Genomic DNA, 26,027 nt, shown 5'->3' with positions numbered 1-26,027 from the left:
TTTTCTTTTACTGTCGTCAACTTACTTTCTATAAACCGAATCTATGTTTCGCTGGCTTTTCCTGAATGAGAGTGCTCTCACGCCCGCCGAACATGCTGCCTGGAAAATCAGTACTTTGCGCATTATTTTGGCCTCGAGTTTTATTCTTGAGGGCTTGATTGCAGTGCATAGCTCATTAAACGCTGTTGATCACGGTAGTTTTCGGGTGCTGTGGCTGGTCGCATTCTTTTACACCTTAAAAACCATTACGCTGTTTTGCTCGACGCGCTCATTGCGTTTGGCAGCGGGCTTATTGATAGCGAATGTGTATGGGACCGGTATCGCAATTGCTTTGGCAACGCGTGATCCGGAGATTGCGAAGTTGGGCTTGGTCTTTGTGTACATCACACCGGTTATTGCGCGAGTTTTCTTTTCCACCAGGCTGGCATTAATCTTGATGTCCATCAACAGCATTCCGTTTCTTTTTTTATTGTCGGGTATGAGTTTCCCGTATTTAATTGATCTGAAGCTAGACTTGCCACATGCAATCAAATACGTGCATTCCTTGCTATTTTTGTTCTTGAATTTCTGTATTCCACTCGCTGTTTTCAGGATTTTGTACGCTTTTGATACCTCTTTAACGCGATTCAGGGACGCGAGTAATGCGCTGAATGTCAGCTATGCACAGTATCAGGAAATATTTGAAAACGCCGGAACCGCGCTGGTGTTGACTGATGCTTACGGCCAGATTTTGCAGGCAAATCATCAGGCCAATGAATTATTGGGGCGAGATCCCCAGAATAATGACGAGTTATCCTTGTTTAGCTGGTTTTCTTTGGATGATAGCGTGCGTATCCGGTCTCCGGAGCATGACGATCCGGCTAATTTACGGCTCTCCGCCTACCGCACTCAGGATGGAAAAATGGTGGCGCTGGATAATATTTCGCAGACATCCTCAGACCACTATATCGTTGCATTACGAGATGTTTCCAACTTACATAACATGCATAATGCATTGCAATTAAGTCAGGAACGTGAAGAATATCTGAGTAAACATGATCCTCTGACCGACTTACCAAATCGCGTCATGCTATGCCAATACCTTGAAGCATTGCTCGCCAATCCTGATACCAGTCAGGTTAATGTAACTGCAGTGGTCTCTTTCAGACTCAATAGTATCCGTCATGCAAATCAGCAATTTGGTGCGCAAACCGGAGATATTTTATTGCGGCGTTTTGCCGATGAGTTGACCCAGGTTTTGCCGAAAAATTGTTTCTGTGCACGATTACGCAGTATTGTTTTCACATTTGTAGTTGATCATTTACGTACGCCGCAAGACGTCATTCAATTTGTCGATCATGTTAGAAAAGCTTTACCTAAAGAATTAAAACTCAATGATGACAAATTGCTGGTGCAATTTTCAGCTGGCATAGCAATTTTTCGCCCTGAGGACACCGATCCTGATGAAATTATCCGACGTAGTGAAGTCGCTTTGGATACGGCGCGCAGATCCAATGATCAAAGCATTACCTTGTTTGATGAAGATGACGCGTTACAGATCATCAGAAACGTAGAAATTGAGGTCGGTGTCGTGAATGGATTGGCGAATGGCGAGTTTTATTTGCTTTATCAACCCAAGGTCGCCAGTGACGGCAAAATTGCTGGCGTTGAGGCCTTATTGCGGTGGAAATCGCAAACTCTTGGTAAGGTGCTACCAGTAGAATTTATACCAATCTCAGAGCGTTCAGGTTTGATACAGCAAATCAGTCACTTTGTGATCGATCACGCCTGTGCTCAGGTCAGAGCATGGCTGGACGAGTTTGGTGATAGTCCAGTGGTCGCTTTGAATTTGTCAGCGAGCGACATTAACCAGGATGATTTTTTAGATTTAATCGCCGAATCCTGTCAACGCTATCGCATTGAACCCCAATTTTTAGAATTCGAAATCACGGAAACTGGCTTAAGCGCAAATGAAACGCTGTCGATCAAGCACTTGCATGCATTGAAAAATCGAGGCTATCGTATTGCTATCGATGATTTTGGTACCGGTTATTCGTCTTTATCAAAGCTCAGCCATTTTCCTGCACATACAGTCAAAATTGACCGCTCTTTTGTGTCACAAATTGGCTATAACCGTAAGAGCGAAATGATCATTAAAGCGATCGTTTCGCTGGCAAAAATACTTGCCTGTACAACAGTTGCTGAGGGTGTGGAAAACGAGGCGCAGGTTGCGTTTCTGAAAGAAGTTGGGTGTGAATTATTCCAAGGCTATTACTATTATCGGCCGCTGGATGTAAATAGTATGAATACGCTGTTACGTAGCAGTTACCTGGTGGGGATCAATTGATGAAGGTTTCTTGATTACGTGATGTTTAAGCGATGTTTTTTATGAATTTAAGTATCACAAAGTAAAATAGGTCACGCATGTGAAATCTTTTGTTGTGGTTGTTATTTTGAGATATTCAGGTGGCAAATCGCGCGGAAAATTACACAGAATATTACACAGCACATCATTCTATTATCGCGATTTTTTGTGATTTTGTGAAATGAATCATTTTAACCAACATAATTTTCTAAATTCATCTACACTAAGCTCGTAGTGTGCTGGCAGGCATACCCAAATAAGTCCATATGTTTCGCCAGTGCTATTCGGTATTTGCATGTGATTGCTTAACCAGGGAGGTCGGGATGAATATCTTTGACAACTACGCAGCACGGTACGAACGGACTCGTGAAGAAGAATACTCGATGCAGGAGTATCTTGAGCTCTGTAAGAAAGACAAGCTTGCCTACGCCAGTGCTTCTGAACGCTTGTTAGCCGCTATCGGCGATCCGGAATTGGTCGATACCCGGCATGATCCTCGGCTGTCACGTATTTTCTCCAACAAAATCATCAAAATTTACCCGGCGTTTCGCGAGTTTTATGGCATGGAAGAAGTCATAGAACAAGTCGTGTCGTATTTCCGTCACGCTGCGCAGGGATTGGAAGAGCGCAAGCAAATTATTTACCTGCTAGGTCCAGTCGGTGGTGGTAAATCATCGATAGCTGAGAAGCTCAAAGTATTGATGGAAAAAATCCCGTTTTATTGCATCAAGGGATCACCCGTCAACGAGTCACCACTGGGTTTGTTTAGCGAAGAGGAAGATGGCGCTTTGCTGGAGGAAGATTTCGGTATACCGCGCCGGTATCTGAAGGGTATTCCCAGCCCTTGGGCAGTCAAGCGTTTGCATGAATTTAACGGCGATATAAATCAGTTCCGCGTGGTACGTCGTTATCCATCGGTGCTCAAACAAATTGCCGTGTCAAAAACTGAGCCTGGTGATGAAAACAATCAAGACATTTCATCGTTGGTGGGTAAGGTCGATATCCGTAAGCTGGAGGAATATGCGCAGGATGATCCTGATGCGTATAGTTATTCCGGTGGCCTGTGCCTTGCCAATCAAGGCTTGATGGAATTTGTCGAGATGTTTAAAGCGCCGATCAAAGTCCTGCATCCTTTGCTGACGGCGACGCAGGAAGGCAATTTTAAAGGCACAGAAGGCTTCGGTGCGATCCCATTTGAAGGTGTGATTCTGGCTCACTCGAATGAATCAGAGTGGAAAACCTTTAAAAACAATAAAAATAACGAAGCGTTCTTAGATCGTATTTACATCGTCAAAGTACCTTACTGCCTGCGTATCAGTGATGAAATAAAAATCTACGAAAAACTGGTGCGTACATCGTCATTGAGCGCCGCACCTTGTGCGCCAGGTACCCTCAAAATGATGGCACAGTTTGCGGTGTTGTCACGTCTGAAAGAGCCTGAGAATTCCAGTATTTTCAGCAAAATGCTGGTCTATGATGGTGATAATCTGAAAGACACCGACCCTAAAGCCAAGTCGCATCAGGAGTATGCTGACTATGCAGGTGTCGATGAGGGCATGAATGGGCTCTCTACTCGCTTTGCGTTCAAGATTTTGTCCAAGGTATTTAACTTCGATAATACCGAAGTGGCAGCCAATCCGGTTCACTTGTTGTACGTGCTTGAGCAGCAAATTGAACGTGAACAGTTTGCGCCCGAGATTGAACAAAAATACGTCTCGTATATCAAAGAATATCTGGCGCAGCGTTATGCTGAATTTATCGGTAAAGAAATTCAGACTGCGTATCTGGAAAGTTATTCGGAATACGGACAAAATATTTTTGATCGCTATGTGACCTTTGCTGATTTCTGGATACAAGATCAGGAATTCCGTGATCCAGACACCGGTGAAAGTTTTGACCGCGATGCGCTCAATAATGAACTGGAAAAAATTGAGAAACCGGCGGGTATATCAAATCCTAAAGATTTCCGTAATGAGATCGTCAATTTTGTGCTGCGTGCCAGGGCGCAAAATGCAGGTAAAAATCCAACCTGGACCAGCTACGAAAAGTTGCGTACTGTGATCGAGAAAAAAATGTTCTCGAATACGGAGGAATTACTGCCGGTCATCTCATTTAATGCCAAAGCCAGCGCTGACGATGCGAATAAACATCAGGAATTTGTTGATCGCATGGTGAGCAAAGGCTATACCGCAAAACAAGTGCGGTTGCTGTGTGAATGGTATTTGCGCGTCAGAAAATCATCTTAAATCGGTCAACAAAATAAGGACATAGCTATCGATAAGGTATGAAAAAGGATGCAGAAGCTGCCTGCAGCTGATCTCTGCATCCGCCGATGGCTCTTAGGTTCGATGAGATCATTTTTTGACGCATGTTAAGGGCAAACGGGAGAGCATTTTGGTTCATCTGATTGACCGACGTGTACAAGGTAAAAATAAATCTGCTCCGAATCGCGAACGTTTTTTACGTCGCTATAAAGGGCAGATTAAAGAAGCTGTTGCTCGCGCAGTGAAGGGACGTTCGATCACTGATATAGAAAGCGGAGAAAGCATTTCGATTCCAGTGAAGGATGTTAACGAACCTAATTTTGGTCATTCGCATGGAGGTGTGTGGGAAGGTGTGCAGCCAGGCAATGAAGAGTATCAAAAAGGCGATCAGATCGCTCGTCCCAAAGGTGGCGGTGGTGGCAGTGGTAAAGGTCAGGGCGGCAATAGCGAAGACCCTGCTGAAGACGATTTTGTATTTCAGTTGAGTCGCGAAGAATTTATGAATTATTTCTTCGAAGATCTGGAATTGCCGAATATGGTCAAGACGCAGTTGACCTCTACTACCGATTTCAAAAGCCAACGTGCCGGATATAAAACTTCAGGCACGGCATCAAGCATGCATGTGTTGCGTTCGTTGCGCGGAGCGATGGGGCGTCGGATTGCGGTTGGTGGAAAATCTTCACGCCGCTTAAAAGAAGCCGAAGCAGAAATGTCCAAACTCTTGGACGAACACGTGCCTATGACCGATGAACGTGTGATGAAACTGAAACAAGAGATTCATCACCTGCGTACACGCTTGCTGGCGATTCCATTTCTTGATCCGTTTGATTTACGCTATAGCAATCGGATTAAGGTACCGAAGCCTGCGAGCCAGTGTGTGATGTTTTGTTTGTTGGACGTCTCCGGTTCTATGGATGAGCAAAAAAAAGATACGGCAAAACGGTTTTTCATTCTGCTGTATTTGTTTTTGACCCGTGCTTACGAAAAAATTGAAGTTGTTTTTATTCGTCATCACACCACAGCACAAGAGGTGGATGAGGATGCGTTTTTCCATTCGCGTGAGTCGGGTGGGACTATCGTTTCATCCGCACTGAATATGCTGACGAAAATCATTCAGGAGCGCTACGCTGCCAGTGATTGGAATGTGTATGTTGCACAAGCCTCTGACGGTGATAACTGGGATAACGATTCGCAGACTTGTCGTGAGTTGTTGATCAATACGGTCATGCCGCTGGTGCAATATTATGCCTATGTCGAGATCACTGAAGGGGAACCACAAAACTTGTGGCTGGAATATGAGCAGGTGGCTACACGACATGCACATTTTGCGATGCAGAAAATAGAGTCTCCGGCTGATATTTATCCTGTATTCCGAGAGCTCTTTAAAAAACAGCCAAATTGAGGTTCATCATGGACACAGAACATGGCTCAATCAAAGTAAAACACCCGAATGCCTTGCCCGAACAATCTGAATGGACGTTTGAGTTAATTGAAAAAGCACATGAAGAGATCAAGCGGGTGGCAGAAAATTTTGGTCTCGATACCTATCCAAATCAGCTTGAAGTAATCACGGCTGAGCAAATGATGGATGCCTATGCATCAGTGGGCATGCCGGTGTCGTATAACCATTGGTCATTCGGTAAACATTTTTTATCGACAGAAAAAAGCTATAAGCGTGGGCAAATGGGTCTTGCCTACGAGATCGTGATTAATTCCAATCCCTGTATTTCTTATTTGATGGAAGAGAATAGCCTGACGATGCAGGCGCTGGTGATCGCTCACGCGGCGTATGGTCACAATTCTTTTTTTAAGGGCAATTATCTGTTCCGTACATGGACAGACGCCGATGCCATTATCGATTACATGGTGTTTGCAAAAAACTACATTGCACAATGCGAACAAAGGTATGGCGCAGAAGCGGTCGAATTGATTATTGATTCCTGCCATGCGTTACAAAATTATGGGGTCGACCGATATAAACGGCCAGCTCGCATCTCTTTACTGGAAGAGCGTGAACGCCAGACAGAACGAGAAAATTATATTCAGTCGCAGGTCAATGATTTATGGCGCACTCTGCCACGTCGGGCCGAAGTGCAGGAAAGTTTTCAAGAGCGACGTTTTCCGTCCGAACCGCAAGAAAACCTACTGTATTTCATTGAAAAATATTCGCCATTACTGGAACCATGGCAAAGAGAAATTGTGCGCATTATCCGTAAAATCTCTCAGTACTTTTATCCGCAAAGACAAACTCAGGTCATGAACGAGGGCTGGGCAACGTTCTGGCACTACACGATCTTGCATCAGTTGTACGATGAAGGTGTGGTGGGTGATGGTTTTATGATGGAGTTTTTGCAAAGCCATACCAATGTGGTGTACCAGCCACCTGTCGGAAGCCGCTATTTTAATGGCATCAATCCGTATGCGCTGGGTTTTGCCATGATGCGTGATATCCGGCGAATTTGTGAAAATCCTACTGCTGAAGATCGCGAATGGTTTCCTGATTTTGCCGGTAGTGACTGGAAACAGACCTTGCAGTTTGCAATGCGTAACTTTAAGGATGAGAGCTTTATTGCGCAGTATTTGTCACCGAAGCTGATTCGTGATTTTCACTTTTTTGCGATTCTGGATGACGATAGCAAAGATAAGTTGGAAATTTCGGCGATTCATGATGAAAATGGTTATCGCTATATCCGGCAGCAGTTAGCTGGCCAGTATAACCTAGGTAATCGTGAGCCAAATATTCAGGTTTGGTCTGTGGATATGCAAGGCGACCGAGCACTAACTTTGCGTCACATGCAATATTTACGCCGTCCACTTAACGCACAAACGGGTGAAATGCTCAAACATGTCGCTCGCCTGTGGGGTTTTGATATTTATCTGGAAACGGTCGATCAACAAAATAAAGTGTTGGCGCGCCAAGAATGCAAATGGGAAAAACGTAGCCGTTAGCAGTTGCTTCGGATAGAATAAAGCGCACACCAACACGACGGAGATAGCATTATGTTTTTGGATTACCCGAAGATTTCTGCAACGAATAGCGAAACGGAACCAGATCGCCTTGAGCGTCTGAGCCGCGTGTATGGATATGCCGCTGGATTAGCTGACTTGGATCACAACACCACGTGCATAGAAAAGCTGGCGAAATTGCATGATCACAAAGGAACTTTGATGGTGATCTGGCATACCACGCCAACTTCTCAGGAGATTGGTTACTTTTTGCGCGCCTGGCAAAGCCGCATGGGTGATGAGTCTAGCCAGGTCGAACACGCGTTAATGATTAACGAATCCCCTCAGCGCGCTGAATCCAGCGAATCTGAATAAGTCAGTAGCCGTACACCATTGAGCACCACCAGCAAGCTGGTGCCGGTGTCGGCGAAAACTGCCATCCACAAACTCGCATGGCCGCTCAGTGCCAGCGCAAAAAATACAAATTTTACAGCCAGTGCGAAGATAATGTTTTGCCATAAAACCGCACTGGTTTTGTTTGAAATACGAATAAATTCCGGCAATTTACGTAAATCGTTTTGCATTAAAGCAACGTCAGCCGTTTCCAATGCGGTGTCGCTGCCTGCCGCCATCGCAAAACCTATATGAGCCCTTGCCAGTGCTGGGGCGTCATTAATGCCGTCGCCAGTCATACCAGTCACACCTTGATCTGCTAATTGCTTAATGGCCTCTAGCTTGTCTTGCGGCAGCAATTGGCTACGCACATCGGTGATGCCAGTCTGTGCAGCGATTGCTTGTGCTGTATGGTCGTTATCGCCAGTGAGCATCAGGGTTGCCACACCCAGCGCATGTAACTCGGCAATCGCTTGTTTACTGCTTGCTCTGACTTGATCTGCAATCGCCAGTAAGCCGAGGACCATATGATTGGCGCATAAAAAAATGACGGTGTTGCCAGTTTTTTCCAGTTCTTGCACTTGCTGATCCAGTTGCTGTCGTTTTTCATCGCTGAATGCAATGTTTAACTCATCGAGCAGTGCGCGATTGCCGAGCTGGTATTGCACATTGTGAATGCGCCCGGTAATACCACGGCCCCGGCCAATTTCCAGCAAACTGACGTTATCTGCTTGTTCCAGTTTTTCCGTACATGCTTCTACTAAAGCATGCGCGAGCGGGTGACTGGAATGCGCATCAAGGCTAGCTGCTAGTTTCAGGATTTCTGCATCAGTTGCGTTGCTGAGGCTCATCGCACGGGTTAGACGTGGTTTGCCTTCGGTGAGTGTGCCTGTTTTATCAAATGCCAAGGTTTTTAACTTGCGACCGTGCTCCAGGAATAAACCACCTTTGACCACAATGCCGCGCCGTGCCGCAAGTGCTAAGCCGCTGACAATTGTCACCGGGGTTGAAATCACCAGGGCGCATGGGCAGGCAATGACCAGCAATACCAACGCACGGTAAAGGCTTTCATGCCAGCCCTGATTCAGTGCTAAAGGTGGAACGATTGCCATCAATAAAGCAAAAGTAAATACCGCTGGTGTATAGATCGCCGCAAATTTATCGACAAAACCTTGCATGGGCGCACGCTGGCTTTGTGCTTCTTGCACCGATTGCGCAATGCGTGCCAACATCGTTGAATTGGCCGCCGCAGAAACGCGAATCTGGATTGCGCCCGTCTGGTTTAAGGTACCTGCATAGACAATATCACCGATGCGCTTTTCTACCGGAATACTTTCACCGGTAATGGCCGCTTGATCAACATTCGATTGTCCGTTTTCTATGGTGCCATCTAAAGCAATACGATCGCCAGGGCGGCATTGCACTAAATTGCCGACTGCTATCTCTGTGGTTGCGACAGGCTTCCAGCTAGCGTCAATTTGTTGCACTAAGGCAGTTTCCGGTGCTTGAGCCAGCAAACCGCTGATGGCATCACGTGCGCGCAGCAGGCTGGCTGCTTCTATCATTTCTGCAATAGCAAACAGGCAGATCACCATGGCCGCTTCCGGCCATTGGCCGATCGCTATTGCGCCAATTACCGCAGCGGTCATCAGCAAATGAATGTTTAATGTAAAGTGACGCAGGGCAATCCAACCCTTTTTGAGCGTGGGAATGCCACACGCAAGGATTGCACTGAGTGCCAGCAAGGCGACAGTAATAGAGGTGTCGCTACCTGTGAACCAGGCTGTGATTTCTGCTGCCGCTGCTGCGCTCCCACCAATTGCCAATTTCCAGTAACGACTCCTGGCTGGCGCAGCAGGTGCGCTGGCGCTTTCTCCTGCCGCTAATTCTGTACCAGACATTCCAAGGTCTTTTAATTTGGTATGAATTTCAGCCACATCTTGCTGGTAATGATGCACCGTAAGAATACGGTTTAATAAATCAAAATCCAATCCCAGAACATGTGGCATACCAGTCAGCGAGCGGCGGATTAATGCTTCTTCTGTTGGACAATCCATATCCGCGATATGCATGCGCAGACGCTTTGCATCAGCAGGAACTACCGCTTTTTCAGAAGCTACAGCGGTACTGTGGTCATGATCGTGACTGCAAGCGTGACCACGTTTGTGGGCATGTTTGTGTTCAAGGGGGTGTGCGTGATCATGTCCTGCATGTTCTGCATGGTCATGGTGATCTTGCTGCTCCAGTGGATGGGTAGGAAGGGCGTGATCGTGGCCGCAGCAAGCAGTTTTCTGTGTCATGGTAGTTCCAAATCTGAGAATTTAAAACTAGTGTAGACTCTGGAGTGACTACAGGGTCAAGTAGAAATTTAAAAATTCCTTAAATGATGTAAAAATAATATTCTTGTACTTGTGCTGGCCTGATGAACCCTTCTACCGCTTTCGGGGGAGAGGAGTGTTCGTTGTTATTTGCAATAGTGTAAGAGCGGGTGCAATCCTCCAAAACCGTGCAAACTCAATTACTGCGCGGGTTGCATCCACCCTAAGAGGCGGCACTTTTTTAAGTACTGTGATTGGAGTAAAGCATGCGCATCAGCGAATTAGCCAATGCCACTGGCGTTGATTTAGAGACCATACGATATTACGAAAAGCAAGAGCTCTTGCCCGCGCCAGCGCGCGAGGATAACGGGTACCGCAGCTACACTGTCGAGCATCTGGAGCGCTTATCTTTTATTCGTCATTGCCGTGCACTGGATATTCCTCTTGCTGATATCCGGCGTCTAGTGTCGTTCATTGAACGTCCGGCAGAGGATTGTGGTGATATTAATTCTTTGATCGACCAACAAATTGCCCGTGTCAAAGCACGATTAAAAAGTATGAAGGCTTTAGAGAAACAATTGAGCCAATTACGCGCCCAGTGTGACAACAGGCATCATGGCAAAGAATGTGGGATTTTGACTGAATTGGTTTCCGCCGCGCATGGCGAAGCGTGTGCTTGCCATAGCGACGGATAATGAAATTATCAGATTTTATTGCGCTATTAACTCAGAGAATAAATCAGATATGCCTGCCCAGCCGATTGCAATACCGATACACAGCAAGATAAATGCTGATAAGCGCATTAAAACCGTTGCCCCCACTTCACCCAGAAGCTTTTCCAAATTACGAGCAAAGCGATAGCACAAGTACACGACAATGCTGGTCAATAGCACACCGATCGCTGAGGCAATACTAATTACCAGAAAATCGACTGGCTGGTGCGGCATTTGCGTACCAAGTGTCACTGAAGCGGCAATTGTTCCTGGTCCGACTGTGAGCGGAAAACTAAATGGATAAAAACTGCGGCGACGCAGTTCATCTCTGCTCCAGTGTCCACCATGGGTGGCTGCAACAGAATTGAGTAATTTATCCTGGCTTTGGTCATTGAGTAACTTCCAGCCAGCCATGCCGACCACGATACCACCGGCAACGCGAACAATCGGAATCGAAATACCAAAAAAATCGAGTACATAAGAGCCGATAAAAACCGCGCCCAAAAGTAAAAAGAAACAATTCACCGCAATCCGTTTAGCGAGTCGATTCGAAAGTGCTGGATCAATTGGTCCGGTCATCGATAAAAAGATAGGAGCAATCGCGATAGGATTTAAAATAGGTAAAACCGTGACGGGCACGACAATCAAGGCCTTTAAAAATGCGTTTATCGCAACACTCATGTAAAACTCCAATAAAAACTTAGCACATGATTATAAAGTCCCTTCCGCCACATTGGCGCGAAACTTGGCGCAAATTTTCTGCAACGCCAGACTGGATTTAAATGATGCAATTATTTGATTTAATTTTTTGATCTCTTTATGCATAAACTTAAGCTGTTTCCGGAACTTAGCACGCCACGCCTTCATTTGCGCCGCATCTCAGCAACTGATCAAGCCTTCATTTTTAAGGGAATGTCAGATCCCAACGTGGTTCAGTTTTATGGTAGCAGTTATCAAACTTCAGGCGAGGCCAAATCCTTGATGGATTGGTTTGAATTCATCGTTGATCATGGTATTGGCATGTGGTGGGGAATTTGCCTGTCAGATGCTCCATCAAAATTGATCGGCGCATGCGGCATTCATGATTGGGAACAGCAACATCATTCAGCGGAACTGGGGTTTTGGTTATTGCCTCAATATTGGCACCAGGGCTTCATGCGTGAGTGTTTGCAAACCTTAATACTGTTTTGCTTCTCAGATCTGAAAATACATCGTTTGCAAGCCCGAGTACAGGATGGAAATATTGTGAGTCAGCAATTACTTCAACGAGTAGGTTTTCAAAGAGAAGGCGTACTTCGTGGGGCAGAATTGAAGCAGGATACTTATATAAATTTGCATCTATATGCGCGATTGGCAACGGACGACCATGATTTATTGAACAATACGCAATTGGAATAGTCTGATGTGCATGAACCCAGCTAAAATTGCTTGTCTAGAATGAAACCTGCTGTGTTTAAAATATTGAATAGTGGATTTACGCAAAATTGTCCCTGCATTGTTATTCGTAAGACTCATTGCCCTAATTCTGTTGGGGTAGTTTTGGGTAAGTCCTTTAAAAGAAAGTGAACATGATTATTAAACCTGTTTTACCCCGCTGGTCGATTTTTATTCCTGTCTTTGCCTGGATCTCGCTTGGTGGCGCATTGCTCCACCTTGGGAGCTTATATGCGATCGTATTAACTGTCGCATTATTTGGTGGCGTGCTTACTGCTGTTTATCATGCTGAAGTGGTCGCTCACAAAATTGGTGAACCATTCGGCACCTTATTGCTGGCGCTAGCAGTGACCTTGATTGAGGTCGCTTTAATTGTTTCACTAATGCTCTCCGGCGGCGAGACGACTGCCGGATTGGCGCGCGATACGGTGTTTGCGGCGATCATGGTCATCCTGACCGGCATCATCGGCTTGTGCCTGTTGTTTGGTGGAATACGCCATGGCGAGCAAAGTTTTGGATTGCAAGGCGCGAGCACTTCGCTGGCGACTTTGGCAGCACTGGCGGTTCTGACTTTGGTGTTGCCGAATTTCACAGATACAGTCATCGGACCTTATTACAGCGCAAGTCAGTTGGCTTTCATCGCGGTGGTGTCACTGGTTTTGTACGGTACCTTTGTGCTGGTGCAAACTGTACGGCACCGAGATTACTTTTTACCGGAAGTGGCTGCTAGTGATGAAGAAGTCCATGCTCCTAAACCATCGAATAAAGTTGCATGGAGTAGCGCGGGCTTGCTGATCGTTTGTCTGGTGGCGGTGGTTTTGTTAGCCAAGGCATTGGCACCCAATCTGGAATTCGCGGTAGCCGCAGTTGGTGCACCTAAGGCTTTAGTCGGGATCATTATCGCGATGATCGTTTTATTGCCAGAAGGCATTGCTGCAGTGAGCGCCGCGCGTGCCAATCGTCTGCAAACGAGTATTAATCTGGCTTTGGGCTCAGCATTGGCAAGCATTGGTTTAACGATTCCTGCGGTGGCAGTGATATCTTTAGTTACTGGCTGGCAGTTGAGTCTGGGTATCGATGCAAAATCAACGGTTTTGCTGTTGTTGTCATTAATGATTACGACCATCTCTTTGGGAACTGGTCGGACTACTATTATGCAAGGGACGATACATCTGGTGATTTTCGCGGTTTATTTGTTCACGACGATCATTCCATAAGCCTGGTTTCATAGTTTTTAAGAATGCGGCAAGCTTTGGCTCTGCCGCATTTCTATTTTTATGATCAGTGGAAGTGATTATTTCAGAATACCAGCCAACTCAACCGCTGTTTTGACTTGCATTTTGTCGAAAATATGCGCCCTGTGGACTTCTACTGTGCGCATGCTGATGCCCAGATGATCAGCAATGACCTTATTCATCTTTCCTTGCAGTATCAAATCTAAGACTTCTTTTTCACGTGCCGACAGGCTCTCTAGTCGGTCGTGAACCGCAGCGGCAAGTCCAGCTTCGCGTGATAAGGCGAGCGCTTCCTGAACGCGATCCATGAGTTTATTGTCGTTGAACGGTTTTTCAAAAAAATCAAACGCCCCACGTTTTAAGCTATCTACCGCCATCGGGACATCACCATGCCCGGTTAGAAAAATCACAGGCAGCCGCTTGGTCAATTTTTTTTCGGAGAGCAAATCAAATAAGCTGATTCCGCTTAACTGCGGCATACGAACGTCAAGCAAAATACAGTCACCCGCAGAATCAAAGCGTAGCGGCTGATCGAGCGCGGTCAGAAATTGTTCACCGCTGCTATAGGTCATCGCGGCAATTTGGCGTGAACGTGCCAACCACGATAATGAATCGCGAATGACATCTTCATCGTCAATAATGTGTAGCATAGTGTCTCCTGGCCGTATAAATTCACTGTTTGCTCTGCAGTAACTTCATTTTAATTTCCATAAAATGCAGGAAGAACAAAGCGGAAGATAGTACCACCAGCCGGGTTATCGCTGTGAGTCAGTTTACCGCCATGAAATTCTATTGCAGTTCGGCAAATATTAAGTCCCATTCCCATACCGGATGCTTTGGTTGAAAAGAAGGGTGAAAATAATTGCTCTGCAATCGCTGCTGGTATACCTGTTCCACGATCGCTTACTTCAACCACGACGTGGTCATTATCAACATCCATACTGGCTTGTATCCGCAAATTGCGGTGCCCCGTCGGGGTATCTTGCATCGCTTCAATAGCATTACGTGTCAGATTTAACAGTACCTGCTCAATCAGCACGTGGTCTGCTAATACTGGAGGCAGATTTTTGGTAGGCAGCCATTGAATGTGGATATGCGAGGCTTGTCCTTGTAATTCTATTAATGGCAATGTGTTTTGAATGAGTTCACAAATATCGACTTGTTCTCGCGTGGCTTCGCGTTTTTTGACGAATTCATGGACGCTGCGAATGATTTGTCCTGCACGTTGCGCCTGAGCGTTGACCTTGCTGAGGGCACCTAGCAGTAAATTTTTCTCGGCATTATCCGCTTCGACAATATTCATGGCACCGGTGGTGTAACTCGAAATTGCCGCCAATGGTTGATTCAGTTCATGAGCCAGCATCGAGGCTATCTCGCCCATCGTCGCCAGACGGGCACTGGCGTGTAATTTTTCTTCTTGCTGTCGGCTTAATTCTTGCGCTCGCTTGAGCTCTGAAATATCAAGTATAGAACTCATCCAGCCAGTTTGTTTACCTGTCTCGTCGATCAAAGCAGATTCATAAATTAATACAGAAATTTTGGTGCCATTGGCATGTTGATAAATGGTTTCGAATCCATTGGCTGGAACAGTACCCGCTAATAAATCTGAAAACCTTTGTTTGTATTCAGCGAACGCCTCTGGAGCCCAATATGGCATAGGCGGCAATCTGCCGATGATTTGATCTGCCGGGAATCCCACCATATTGCAAAAGGCCGGATTCACATAGGTTAGTCGACCCTGCATATCGCGGGCGCGCAAACCGGTAACCAGGGAGTTTTCCATCGCGGTGCGGAAGATTACCTGCTGGCGCAGTGCGCCTTCGGTTGCCAGCCGACGATTAATATCCCGCCACAGTGCCGCCAGACTCCAGATGAGTCCCAGAGACAAAACGATCACCACTGAGACGAGTAAATTTGCGAGTAGTTTGGGTTCACTCTTATTACTATTCGTATGTAATACCAGAGGTAAATCAGGTAGGTCCAGTGTCCGGTTATGTGTATAAACGTTCTTGCCCAAACCAGCCGAAGCGCGGGTGGCATAAACCTTGTCGTCAATATCGACCAGAGAAATCTGATTGTCCTGAGCAAACCACCAAGGAACCAATTCTTCTAAAATGCCACTCGCACGATAGGTGATGATGATGCGCCCTAGATGTTTCGTACCTTTGATTAGTGGTATCTGGCAATTGATAACATACGAGTTTTTTTCCGATTTAGGTAACTGATCGTCCAGAGTAGGTGTGAAACAGCGAGTCCTGATATCAAATTCAAGTGCACCTGATTCTTGATAGGGTATATCCGGTACATGTTTCCCTGAAGGACCCTCTTCAGCACTGGAGGTAACCAAAACATGTTCATGGTTAAACCATGCCAGGCTTGAGATCTCATGGTTGCTATTACGCAGACGGTCAAAACGCTCGGCGACTTCGGCGGGTTTTAAGCCCATGCTCATAATATCGGAACCGATCTGACGCAACATTTCGTCATTACGGTCGATTTGAAACTGAATCGCATGTTCGACCCACAAGGTATCGGCGATCAATTGCTCCTGCCGCTCATTAGCCTCCATACGCTGTGCTTGCAGCGGTAACCAGATCAATGTGGCGAGAAACAACGAAATCAGCAGGATAGGGATGATCCAGCGCCATTTCTCTTTTGACCAGGCTCGGGGTTTTTCGAAAATTTTCATGCCTGACAGTTTAATGGACAAGTCGTTGGCGCACTAGCGCCTTACGGCAGAGTAGCACGGTAATTTTTCTTCCTTCAAATTTGATTTCTGAAGCTAGAGGAAATTTACTCTTTATAACTAATTGTCATAGTTTGACAATTAGTTATATTTTGGTATGATAAATGAGCGTTGTTATCTGGCAACCCAGTCATTTAACTCATTATTGCAAGTGTAGGTTTACTTAAGAAAGAACCTCATGCTGATACCTCAGAGTTTCATTGTTTATCCGCTCCTTACTACAATGGCGTTTGTCGCAGGTACCGCCGATGCGATTGCTGGCGGTGGTGGCTTGATCACCGTTCCAGCGTTGTTACTCGCTGGTGCTTCGCCTTTTCAGGCGTTAGGAACCGACAAACTGCAATCAGCTATCGGGGAGCTTTCGGCTACATGGCATTTTCTTCGACGTGGTGGATTGAGTTTAAAGCCCTTGCTGTTGCCGCTTTTGTTGACCTGTACTGGGGCCCTGCTAGGGGTGTTAGCACTTCGTAGTTTTCCATTACATGCACTTGAAAAGTTTATTCCCTGGCTACTGCTTGGTATCTTAATCTATTACATTTTTGGGATGCGATCTGGATTAAAAGCTGACGAAAGTAGCGTGCCAAAGCGGGGAGTTTTGCCCAGTTTGGGAGCCGGAATTGGTTTTTATAATGGCTTTTTTGGACCAGGAACCGGAACACTTTGGTCCATTGCTCTGATGAAGTGGATGAAGTTAAGTATTCACCAGGCCACCATGTGGACCAAGCCGCTCAACCTGGCCGCCAACTGTGCCGCACTTGCCTTGTTTGTAATGATAGGCAACATCAACTATCAGCTAGCGATCGTAATGGGGATTGGGTCATTCGCGGGAGGGAAATTTGGAGCCAGCCTCGTTTTGAAAGTCAGCGCAAAACGTTTACGTCTGGTTTTTGTTTCTCTGATGGGGCTGAGTACTGCTGCAATGTTCATTAAGTATTATGTTTGAGATGATTTTAACGCGGCATAAATAGTCGCTCTTGAAACGTTGAGCAGCTTGGCCAACCTGGGGACAGAGCCATGAAGACCTAAATATCCTATTTTAGCCATGTCGAGAATAAGATTTTTTCTTGTCGAAATATCAAGATCGTGAGGAAGCCTACTATACTGTTTTGCAAACGCATGCGCGGCCGCATCCAGTTCGTCTAGCGAGTGCTTACGTGCTACCAGACTTTCTTTGACCGGAGCGGCCTCTGTATCGGTTTGACATAGTTTGCCTAGCATGAGATGCAGGCTGCTGAGTTCCGCGATCTCAACATTCAAGCACAATGATGCGATGCATTGCCCGTTGTTGTCTCGAATGCCGATTGATGTGCTTTTAGTGGGGCGACCATTTGGCAAAGTATTGGGGTAATTCAGCACGACATCTGGAAAATCGGGATTGTTAATCCGTGCGTACCCCATTTCTGTCGTCGAATCATTGACCTTTCTTTCGGAGATCGCACCATGAATGGAGACAATCTTGGGAGGTGTCGCAGATAAGTCGTGCAGAACAACCTCACAAAATGGCTCAAGTGTTTTGGCAACCGCTTCGGCAACTTTGGCCAGCTCTCGCATGAGTAGCTCTTTACCGTTGTCAGAGTGAGTGAAATCAATAGTAGAAGAAATACTGGACTCCATGAAATTAAACCAAAATGATGGTCGTAGCTAAAGTCGAACAAAATATATGAATAATCAAACCGATGTCAACTTTGAACACATACTTGATGCGGTTCAGAGCATCAAAGGGCATGCCCATAATACGCCTGTATTGACCAATTCGGCCGCAGATGAATTGACGCAGGCGCAGCTTTACTTCAAATGCGAGAATCTTCAGCGCACTGGCTCATTTAAGTTCAGAGGGGCTTTGCATGCGTTGCGCAATTTAAAACGGAGAACTCCCGAAGCGCATGGCGTGGTGACATTCTCTTCGGGCAATCACGGCCAGGCGCTGGCTGCTGCTGCAAAAATTCTGGGGTTTAGGGTTACGGTGGTCATGCCCAGCGATGCGCCGACATTCAAAATTGAAGCGACGCGGGCATGGGGCGCAAATGTTCACCTGTATGACAGAAAAAAAGAAGATAGAGAACTATTGGCTCAGTACTATGTCGACCAACAGGGAATGACGCTGATTCCACCATTTGATTCTGCTGATGTGATTGCCGGACAAGCTACGGTGGCTGTGGAGTTATTTGCAGAAGTGGGTTCACTAGATGTTTTGTTTGTTCCTATTGGTGGTGGTGGACTGATTGGTGGAATCTCATTGGCTGCTCATCATTTATCTCCGTCATGCCGTGTTATTGGTGTCGAGCCGGTGGGCTCAAATGATGCACAAATCTCGCTGCGTACGGGAATTCTTACCAGGCTTGATGGATCACACACGATTGCAGATGGCGCAAGAACGTTGCAGCTTGGTAAGTTGAATTTCGAGTTAATCCAGCGCCACGTGGATGACATAGAAACCGTTAGCGATGATGAACTACGCCAGCAAATGCGATTTTTTGTCGAGCAGATGAAAATTTGGGTCGAGCCTACTGGATGTCTGGCGGCTGCAGCTGCCATGCGTCAGCGTAGTGATATGCACGGGAAGCGTGTTGGCGTCTTGTTGTCTGGTGGAAATATCGATTTTCCCGCTGCGGTTGCCATGACGCACTCTTAAATTCTCTGGTTAGCTCATGTACTTAGCTTCCGTTCTTAGTAATGAAGATATTCAGGGACGACGAAAAGGGAGCAATTTATTTTAGGAAAAATATGCCTCACCTCACACTCGAATACACAGATAACTTACTCCATTTTAATGCTGACAAGGTATTGCTAACGTTAAATAGAAAGCTTGCAAATTCAAGTGAATTTGAAGAGATTGACATTAAAAGTCGTGCCATCAAAATTGCTTCATTTCGTGTCGGCATATCACATCAAGTTCGAGGCTTTGTACACGTAAAACTTGCGATCTTAAGTGGCAGATCAAATGAAACGAAGCGGGTACTTTCGGAAAGTATATTGTTAGTACTTAAGCAGCTCTGCAAATTGCACTCGAATCTACATGTGCAGCTGTGCGTCGAAATTCAGGAAATCGAGCGAGACTCTTATATCAAAGCGAGTATCGGCACTTGATTGGTCGAATAAATATTTGTGCTTGTGGTTTTCCACAACTTGATGAATAAGTTTTATTTCTGAATAATCAACAAGCCAATGTTCTTGGCAATGACATTGGAGACGGTTGTGAAAATAAGAAAAAGTCTGTTTTTTTCCATCGCTGCGATGTTGCTGCAGGTTTCTGCGTTTGCGCAATCTCCCATCGTCATCAAATTTAGCCATGTTGTCGCCAGCGATGCCCCCAAAGGGCAGGCGGCACAACGTTTCAAAGAGTTGGCAGAAAAAGCCACGCATGGCCGGGTCAAGGTTGAGCTCTATCCGAATAGCACGTTGTACAAAGATAAAGAAGAATTAGAAGCCCTACAGCTTGGTGCAGTTCAAATGCTGGCGCCGTCATTGGCAAAATTTGGTCCGCTTGGAATCAAAGAATTTGAAGTGTTTGACATACCCTATATTTTTCCGTCTAAGGATGTCTTGTATAGCGTGACACAGGGACCAATCGGAAAGGATTTGCTCAAAAAACTCGAACCCAAAGGAATCACCGGTCTTTCCTTCTGGGATAATGGTTTCAAAGATTTCTCAGCGAATAAGCCGATTCATTTACCTTCTGATATCAAGGGCTTAAGGCTACGGATTCAATCATCCAAAGTTCTGGATACGCAAATGCGGGTACTTGGTGCAACGCCACAAGTGCTAGCGTTTTCAGAGGTGTATCAGGCCTTACGTAGCAGCTTTGTCGATGGAACAGAAAATCCGCCGTCCAATTTGTACACCCAAAAGATGTATGAAGTCCAAAAGCACATGACCATCACGAATCATGGTTATCTTGGATATGCCGTCATTGTAAATAAGAAATTTTGGGATGGCTTACCCGGGGATATTCGCGACGAACTCAATCAGGCGATGGCAGAAGCGACTATGTATGCAAATACCATTGCGCAGCAAGAAAATGATAAGGCGTTAGCAGCTGTCAAAAAAACGGGTAAAACCAAAGTTTATGTGTTGAACGATCAGGAGAAAGCCGCCTGGCGCAAAGCTTTATTACCAGTTCAGAAAGAAGTTGAGCAACGGATAGGCAAAGATTTGGTTGCTAACATTAACAAAGAGGCAGCGAAATTTGGCTATGATTAGAGCCAGAGTAATTTTTAAAATTACAATAAAAACACTATTTTTTCTCGACGAAGTCTAACTTACGGTATCCTGATAAGTGCGTATTTAAAATAAAAAATCGTTTACCATATTTTCAGATTTTGTAAATATCTTTTACATATATGCAACATCTATGATTTTTTGCTGCGTTTTTTTTGTCACTGGTATTTTTGCATGCTATATTCTGTCCAGATTTGAAATTTGCAGTAGACAGGATTAAAAGGCGGTAGTGCAAAAAAACGGTATTCATGCCGTACACTGAGGAGACGCGCGTTTTTATTACAAGCTGAGTTAATGTGTTTACACAAAAACTAAACAGCCGAAAACGCGAGATATGTTTTAATGGCGCATCTGATGATGCGCCTTTTTCTTTTTTGCACTACCAGATTCATTTTAAGCATTCTCAAAAGCAATTTAAATTCAATCTTCGTCCTGCAGAGAAATACGCTTTTTTCCCAGGAAACGTGCATATCCGCTATGCTAAAGCCTTTTAGAATCATAGGCAGATGATGTCCGAACAAGAAGCCGCCATTTTTTCCGCGATTATTGACGCCCCTTTTGGCGCGATAGGAATCCGGGTAGAGGACCAAAAGCTCGCAGAACTTGTCTATTTGCCGCCACGTTTTAAAGAAAAAACGCCATCGGATCCAGTTTCTGCAATGGTTGCAGAGCAAATTGATCGTTATTTCGATAATGCCGATTTTCGATTTCAGCTACCTTTAAAGCCGGTGGGGACTGCGTTTCAGAGTCGCGTCTGGCAAGCGATCTCAGCGGTGCCGCGTGGTGAAGTTGTTACTTACGGTCAAATTGCTAAGCATATTTGCTCCGCACCACGCGCAGTAGGCCAGGCTTGTGGCGCTAACTGGTATCCTCTGGTCATCCCGTGTCATCGGGTCACTGCGGCAGGTGGTCTGGGGGGATTTGCTCATCATGATGATGAAACTGGATTTCACCTTGGCGTGAAACGCTGGCTACTTGCGCATGAAGGTGTGACTGGTTACCTGTGATCCATGAAAAATAGTCCAAATGCATTGCCCGTGGTATTGCCTGATGAGGTGGCGGGGCAGATAGACCAATTTTGCGATGTTTTATGGTTAGAAGACGGATTAGCCAAAAATACTGTAGAGGCTTACCGCCGCGACATGCGCTTATTCGCAGAATGGTTGCATGTCGAACTGGCGAAGGATTTGTATCAGGTTGATCACGCCGATATCAGCGCTTACATTGCATCTAAACATACGACGTCAAAAGCGACGTCTGCCAATCGACGTCTGAGTGTCTTAAAACGTTTTTATTTACTCGCCGTACGCCAAAATCTGGTTGCCGTTAATCCATGTAGTAAGCTCAAATCAGCTAAACAAGGCTTACGGTTGCCTAAAACCATGAGCGAAGCTCAGGTGGAAGCATTGTTGAATGCACCCGACGATAGCCCATTGGGATTACGCGATCGCACCATGCTGGAACTATTATATGCTTGCGGATTGCGTGTCTCAGAATTGGTGAATTTAAAAACGACTGAAGTCAGTCTCAATGATGGCGTGTTACGTATCACCGGTAAAGGCGATAAAACGCGCTTAGTGCCTTTTGGTGAGCTTGCGCGTCAGTGGCTTGAAAAATACCTGAAAGAAGCGAGATCTGCCATCTTGCAAGGTCAGGTTGACGATGCATTATTTGTCACTGCGCGTGGTGGCGCCATGACGCGACAAATGTTCTGGATACTCATCAAAAAATATGCGGCGCACGCTGGCATTCACATCCATCTGTCCCCCCACACCTTGCGCCATGCGTTCGCGACGCATTTGCTCAATCATGGCGCTGATTTAAGAGTGGTGCAATTGCTGTTAGGTCATGCCGATATTTCTACAACACAAATCTATACGCATGTAGCCAGAGAGCGGCTTAAACAGCTCCATGCTGAGCATCATCCGCGTGGTTAACATCCATATTGGAAACTGCGAAAAAGAAAGAAAAAACGGCCATCATTGACGGCCGTTTTTTATATTTCAGAATAGTTTTACGATAACAATCAGAACTTGTATTTGCCTGTTACGTAAATCGTGCGCAGCACCGAATCTGCATAACGTGCATCGTAACCTGTTTGTTGACCAGCATAAGCGCCTGCAGTTTGCAGAGACATTGGTGGTGTTTTGTTAAACAGATTTTTGATACCAGCACGCAGTTCTACAGTTTTGCTGTAGTTGTAGCGACCTTGCCAGTCAAACGTGGTGTAAGATGGCACGTGCAAGGTGATCGATTCAGCAGACTTTGTATCCAAATTCGTCACGTTTGCAGGTTGATCCTGATAGCCGGAACGGTATGTCAAACTCAGAGAGTTGGAGAATTTACCGGTTTCCAATGTGGCTGTAGCTGAAACGAGATTGCGGAAACCAACATTGTTGTAGACACCAAATTTACCCAAATCGGTATCCCAGGAATTGTCAGTACCAGGCAAAGTGAAATCAGAGACCAACATGTACGTACCGTTAATCGTACCAGTCAATGTACCGAATCCCAGATTCTTACGACCAGTCATATCCCAATCGATACCACGGTTGTGCGATTTACCGATATTGATCGATAAGTTTTTAAACGCCCAATAAGTATTTCCCGTTGCGATTTCTGTGGATTGTGTGAACAGTTGCGCGTATTTGGCAGGATCAGCAAATGCAATGGATTGGCTCACAGCAGATACTTGATCTCGCAGTTGAACATCCCACAGATCAGCGCCGATAGAGAACGAAGAGCTTGGCTCAAAACGTGCACCAATGGTGAATTGCTTGGATTTTTCTGGTTTCAGATTTGCATTGCCGCCAGACAAGTTATCGTACTGCGCGTTACCTGGTTTGCAATACGCAGAACCTGGGAATGGGCATGCCTGGTTATCAGTTACACCAGCGCGTACCAATGGCTGGGCAATGTCCAGCATTGCCGGTGCTTTAAAGCCAGTGCCGTAAGAAGCGCGCACTAACCAGCTGTTGCTAGGCTGATATCTGAGAGATAACTTGTAAGTAACGGCGTTATTACCTTGACCGACTTTAACGTTGTTAATGCCGTCATCAATCGATGAATATTGATCAAAACGAGTTGCTGCACTCAGCTCAACTTTATCAATGACTGGCGCTAGAACTTCACCAAAGACACCGTATGTTGAGCGCTTCATGTCATAGCTTGGTGGCGCTGCGAGATTGTAAACCGCACCACTAGCGACGATAGATGATGACGATTGTGAATAGGCATATTCACGGTAGTCAGCACCAACTGCAACACTTGCATTGCCACCTGGAAGCTCGAATACTTCTTTAGATGCGCGCGTATCTACACCTTTAAGTGTCGTAGATGCGGTGCGCAATGGACCATTGAATAAAGAGTTTTGAATCAATTGCTTAGTCGCATCTGTTTGCTGACCGACCGGCAAAAATGGGTTGAAGCTTGCCTTCTTAATCATGTCGCGGAAAGCACCGTCCAATACATAGCCGCCGGTATAATTTTCGTCGATGGAGTTTTGTGAATACGTTGCAGCACTGTTGATCGACCAACCTTTAAATTCACCTTCTGCTCCAACTACAAAATGCTTGGAGTTGGTAATGGTGTTGTCGTTGCGAGTGCCCCAGTCTGACATGCGGTAGTTTGCAGTCACTGATTTCACTGAGCCGATTTGTGCTTGCGTTAAGTATGGCAGCACATAGCTGTTGTAGTAGGCGGAACCTGGTGCAATTGTGACAGGAACAGGATTTGGAGCGATACGCGCTGTCAGATCGTAGCGAGAAAGAGCGACATCTGAGAACAGTGTCCAGTCTTGATTTACCTTGAAACGGGCAGTGGTAAATAAGCTGTCACGCTTTGATACAGGAACAATTTCCAGTGTCGCAGCATAGTCAAATTTGCAAGCCTTAGGATTTGTCGGATCGATGACGTGATTTGCCGGGCAATTACCGTTTTGCAACAGGTAAGGATTGAAATTAACACCAGAAATTGTCTTGTCTTTGAACGTCACTGCCAGATTTGCAGGTGAGCTGTAAGCACTGGTTTTGTCAAACAAGTAATTGTGACCATTTGCAACGAAAGGCAGATAAGCTGTCTTAGCGAAATCGCGGTCTGTCGCTTTCAATTGCTGTTGATCATCGTGACGATAGCTGATCAATACGTTGTAGCGGTCTTCTTCCAAATTACTGAAGCCGTAAGTCAGGCTGGCGTTGTACGATTTTGCGCCACCTTCTGTTGGATAGTCGTATCCCGCTTCTACGGTGCCACCTTGTTCATTTTTTTTCAGAATAAAGTTAACCACGCCGGCGATTGCATCTGAACCGTAGAGTGCTGATGCGCCATCAGTCAATACTTCTACTCTTTCAACCGCGCTCATCGGGATCGCATTGAGGTTGACTGCGGAGCCTGAGCCTTGAGGTGCTACGCGACGACCGTTTAATAATACTAAGGTGTAACTTTCACCGATGTTGTGAATAGAGGCAGAAGCGCGGCCACCTGAGTTTGTACCTACAGCGGTTGTTGTAGGTGTAAAACCTTGCATCGCTGGTAATTTTTGAATCAAATCAGCAACCGTCGTTGCACCGGAACGGGCAATAACTTCTTTATTTAACTGTTGTACAGGTAAAGCGCCTTCTTTGTAGATGCGCTTGATAGCGGAACCTGTAATTTCAATTTTTTGTACAGCATCGCTAGTTTCTTATGCATGAGCAATGCCAGCAACAAGTAATGTGCCAGTTAAAGCGCTCAAAGCAAAACGTACCGATCTCACAACGGCTTTTTCTTTTAATACCATGACCAAGTTCTCCTAAACATGATGAATCAGATGCAAACAAAGGTTCGCAGCTTGCTCGCGCATAGCGCCCAAAAATCCGGAGATTTATTGTTGAAAATATAGAAAAGCAGGGGGGAAGAGAGCTACTTTTGCGTAGCTCCAGATAAGGTAATCTGGGCGTGTGCATTTTCAGAGCAAGAGGGGCATTATGCAAAAGAAATCAACAAAAGTGAAATAATTTGTTACTCAATATGTTCAAAATGTTGCATTTTTATGACATGAAATGAAAATAATTTTCCATAAATTGATGAAATAAACTCTTTCAAAAGAAAAATGCCTGAATAAATTACTTTACTCAGACATTTATATTCTATTTGCACAATAATGAAGCATGCATGTATCTTAATGTATTGATATTATTTCAAAGCTGTATTTTCTTGCAGAAATTTTTCTACGCGTGTCCAGAAGTCGACGTTATTTTTTAATGTTCGCCATCCATACCCTTCTTAGGCATAAGTAATACACTCTATTTTTGCCGTATCCGGAGCGGCTTTGAGGAAACGTTCACCGTGTACTACCGGAACTCGGACGTCAGCCGCACCATAACCTGTTATGTGGGATAGTAGACGAGTTGTTGATGCATCTTAGCAAAATAGAGGA

Annotated in this window: 20 protein-coding genes; 14 read left to right on the top strand and 6 right to left on the bottom strand. The window is 45.5% G+C overall.

The window, feature by feature from the left end; all coding sequences use genetic code 11:
* Positions 1–43: 43 nt before the first annotated feature.
* The 5 genes from H8K32_RS11230 to H8K32_RS11210 all read left to right on the top strand — a co-directional run bounded on the left by H8K32_RS11230 (position 44) and on the right by H8K32_RS11210 (position 7,929).
* The gene (locus H8K32_RS11230) at positions 44–2,326 is read left to right on the top strand and encodes a putative bifunctional diguanylate cyclase/phosphodiesterase (RefSeq protein ID WP_186912590.1); all 2,283 of its coding nucleotides are present in this window, start codon (positions 44–46) and stop codon (positions 2,324–2,326) included.
* Positions 2,327–2,667: 341 nt separating this feature from the next.
* Positions 2,668–4,590 carry a PrkA family serine protein kinase gene (locus H8K32_RS11225; RefSeq protein WP_186912589.1) on the top strand — a complete coding sequence of 641 codons (1,923 nt, stop codon included), beginning with the start codon at positions 2,668–2,670 and terminating at the stop codon, positions 4,588–4,590.
* Positions 4,591–4,738: 148 nt separating this feature from the next.
* Positions 4,739–6,010 (top strand): YeaH/YhbH family protein, encoded by a 1,272-nt coding sequence (locus tag H8K32_RS11220; protein WP_186912588.1) that lies wholly within the window; start codon positions 4,739–4,741, stop codon positions 6,008–6,010.
* 8 nt (positions 6,011–6,018) lie between these two features.
* Positions 6,019–7,557, top strand: coding sequence for a SpoVR family protein (locus H8K32_RS11215; protein WP_186912587.1), 1,539 nt, complete (start codon positions 6,019–6,021; stop codon positions 7,555–7,557).
* A 51-nt stretch (positions 7,558–7,608) separates the two neighbouring features.
* A complete protein-coding gene (locus tag H8K32_RS11210) occupies positions 7,609–7,929 on the top strand; it encodes a hypothetical protein (RefSeq protein WP_186912586.1) in 321 nt (106 codons plus the stop codon).
* On the opposite strand, the gene H8K32_RS11205 is transcribed toward H8K32_RS11210, so the two are convergent.
* Positions 7,899–10,247 (bottom strand): heavy metal translocating P-type ATPase, encoded by a 2,349-nt coding sequence (locus H8K32_RS11205; RefSeq protein ID WP_186912585.1) that lies wholly within the window; start codon positions 10,245–10,247, stop codon positions 7,899–7,901. The two genes, H8K32_RS11210 and H8K32_RS11205, sit on opposite strands and share 31 nt — an antisense overlap.
* 284 nt (positions 10,248–10,531) lie before the next feature.
* On the opposite strand from H8K32_RS11205, the gene cadR reads away from it, so the two are divergent.
* A complete protein-coding gene (gene cadR, locus H8K32_RS11200; RefSeq protein ID WP_186912584.1) occupies positions 10,532–10,960 on the top strand; it encodes a Cd(II)/Pb(II)-responsive transcriptional regulator in 429 nt (142 codons plus the stop codon).
* Between the two features lie 15 nt (positions 10,961–10,975).
* Here the strand turns inward: cadR and H8K32_RS11195 are convergent, their stop codons facing one another.
* On the bottom strand, positions 10,976–11,659 hold the full coding sequence (locus H8K32_RS11195; RefSeq protein WP_186912583.1) for a MarC family protein: 684 nt from the start codon (positions 11,657–11,659) through the stop codon (positions 10,976–10,978).
* Between the two features lie 138 nt (positions 11,660–11,797).
* Between H8K32_RS11195 and H8K32_RS11190 the strand changes: the two genes are divergently transcribed.
* Positions 11,798–12,376, top strand: a complete 579-nt coding sequence (locus H8K32_RS11190) for a GNAT family N-acetyltransferase (RefSeq protein ID WP_186912582.1) — start codon at positions 11,798–11,800, stop codon at positions 12,374–12,376.
* A 170-nt stretch (positions 12,377–12,546) separates the two neighbouring features.
* Entirely contained in the window at positions 12,547–13,629 is a 1,083-nt protein-coding gene (locus H8K32_RS11185) for a calcium:cation antiporter (protein WP_186912581.1), read from the top strand.
* Positions 13,630–13,706: 77 nt separating this feature from the next.
* Here H8K32_RS11185 and H8K32_RS11180 read toward each other — a convergent pair whose 3' ends face one another.
* On the bottom strand, positions 13,707–14,297 hold the full coding sequence (locus H8K32_RS11180) for a response regulator transcription factor (protein WP_186912580.1): 591 nt from the start codon (positions 14,295–14,297) through the stop codon (positions 13,707–13,709).
* Positions 14,298–14,347: 50 nt separating this feature from the next.
* Entirely contained in the window at positions 14,348–16,336 is a 1,989-nt protein-coding gene (locus tag H8K32_RS11175; RefSeq protein ID WP_186912579.1) for a sensor histidine kinase, read from the bottom strand.
* A gap of 235 nt (positions 16,337–16,571) precedes the next feature.
* On the opposite strand from H8K32_RS11175, the gene H8K32_RS11170 reads away from it, so the two are divergent.
* Complete coding sequence (locus H8K32_RS11170) at positions 16,572–17,336, top strand: sulfite exporter TauE/SafE family protein (RefSeq protein ID WP_186912578.1); 765 nt, start codon at positions 16,572–16,574, stop codon at positions 17,334–17,336.
* Here H8K32_RS11170 and H8K32_RS11165 read toward each other — a convergent pair.
* Positions 17,327–18,007: a helix-turn-helix transcriptional regulator gene (locus tag H8K32_RS11165; RefSeq protein WP_186912577.1), complete on the bottom strand. Its 681-nt coding sequence runs from the start codon at positions 18,005–18,007 to the stop codon at positions 17,327–17,329. The two genes, H8K32_RS11170 and H8K32_RS11165, sit on opposite strands and share 10 nt — an antisense overlap.
* A 46-nt stretch (positions 18,008–18,053) precedes the next feature.
* Here H8K32_RS11165 and H8K32_RS11160 point away from each other — a divergent pair, with 46 nt between their 5' ends.
* The 5 genes from H8K32_RS11160 to xerD all read left to right on the top strand — a co-directional run bounded on the left by H8K32_RS11160 (position 18,054) and on the right by xerD (position 22,548).
* Positions 18,054–19,025 carry a pyridoxal-phosphate dependent enzyme gene (locus tag H8K32_RS11160; RefSeq protein WP_186912576.1) on the top strand — a complete coding sequence of 324 codons (972 nt, stop codon included), beginning with the start codon at positions 18,054–18,056 and terminating at the stop codon, positions 19,023–19,025.
* Positions 19,026–19,117: 92 nt separating this feature from the next.
* Positions 19,118–19,480: a 5-carboxymethyl-2-hydroxymuconate Delta-isomerase gene (locus tag H8K32_RS11155; RefSeq protein WP_186912575.1), complete on the top strand. Its 363-nt coding sequence runs from the start codon at positions 19,118–19,120 to the stop codon at positions 19,478–19,480.
* 147 nt (positions 19,481–19,627) lie between these two features.
* Entirely contained in the window at positions 19,628–20,593 is a 966-nt protein-coding gene (locus H8K32_RS11150; RefSeq protein WP_390312098.1) for a TRAP transporter substrate-binding protein, read from the top strand.
* A gap of 524 nt (positions 20,594–21,117) precedes the next feature.
* Positions 21,118–21,618 (top strand): methylated-DNA--[protein]-cysteine S-methyltransferase, encoded by a 501-nt coding sequence (locus H8K32_RS11145; protein WP_186912573.1) that lies wholly within the window; start codon positions 21,118–21,120, stop codon positions 21,616–21,618.
* A gap of 3 nt (positions 21,619–21,621) precedes the next feature.
* On the top strand, positions 21,622–22,548 hold the full coding sequence (gene xerD / locus H8K32_RS11140) for a site-specific tyrosine recombinase XerD (protein ID WP_186912572.1): 927 nt from the start codon (positions 21,622–21,624) through the stop codon (positions 22,546–22,548).
* A gap of 89 nt (positions 22,549–22,637) precedes the next feature.
* Here xerD and H8K32_RS11135 read toward each other — a convergent pair whose 3' ends face one another.
* Positions 22,638–25,238 (bottom strand): TonB-dependent receptor, encoded by a 2,601-nt coding sequence (locus H8K32_RS11135; protein ID WP_343067987.1) that lies wholly within the window; start codon positions 25,236–25,238, stop codon positions 22,638–22,640.
* Between the last annotated feature and the right edge of the window lie 789 nt (positions 25,239–26,027).

The sequence above is a fragment of the Cognatundibacterium jejuense genome (assembly GCF_014284255.1).
Taxonomy (GTDB): domain Bacteria; phylum Pseudomonadota; class Gammaproteobacteria; order Burkholderiales; family Burkholderiaceae_D; genus Undibacterium; species Undibacterium jejuense.
Note: the sequence above shows the minus strand (reverse complement) of the source record. Positions and strands in the feature narration are given on the sequence as shown.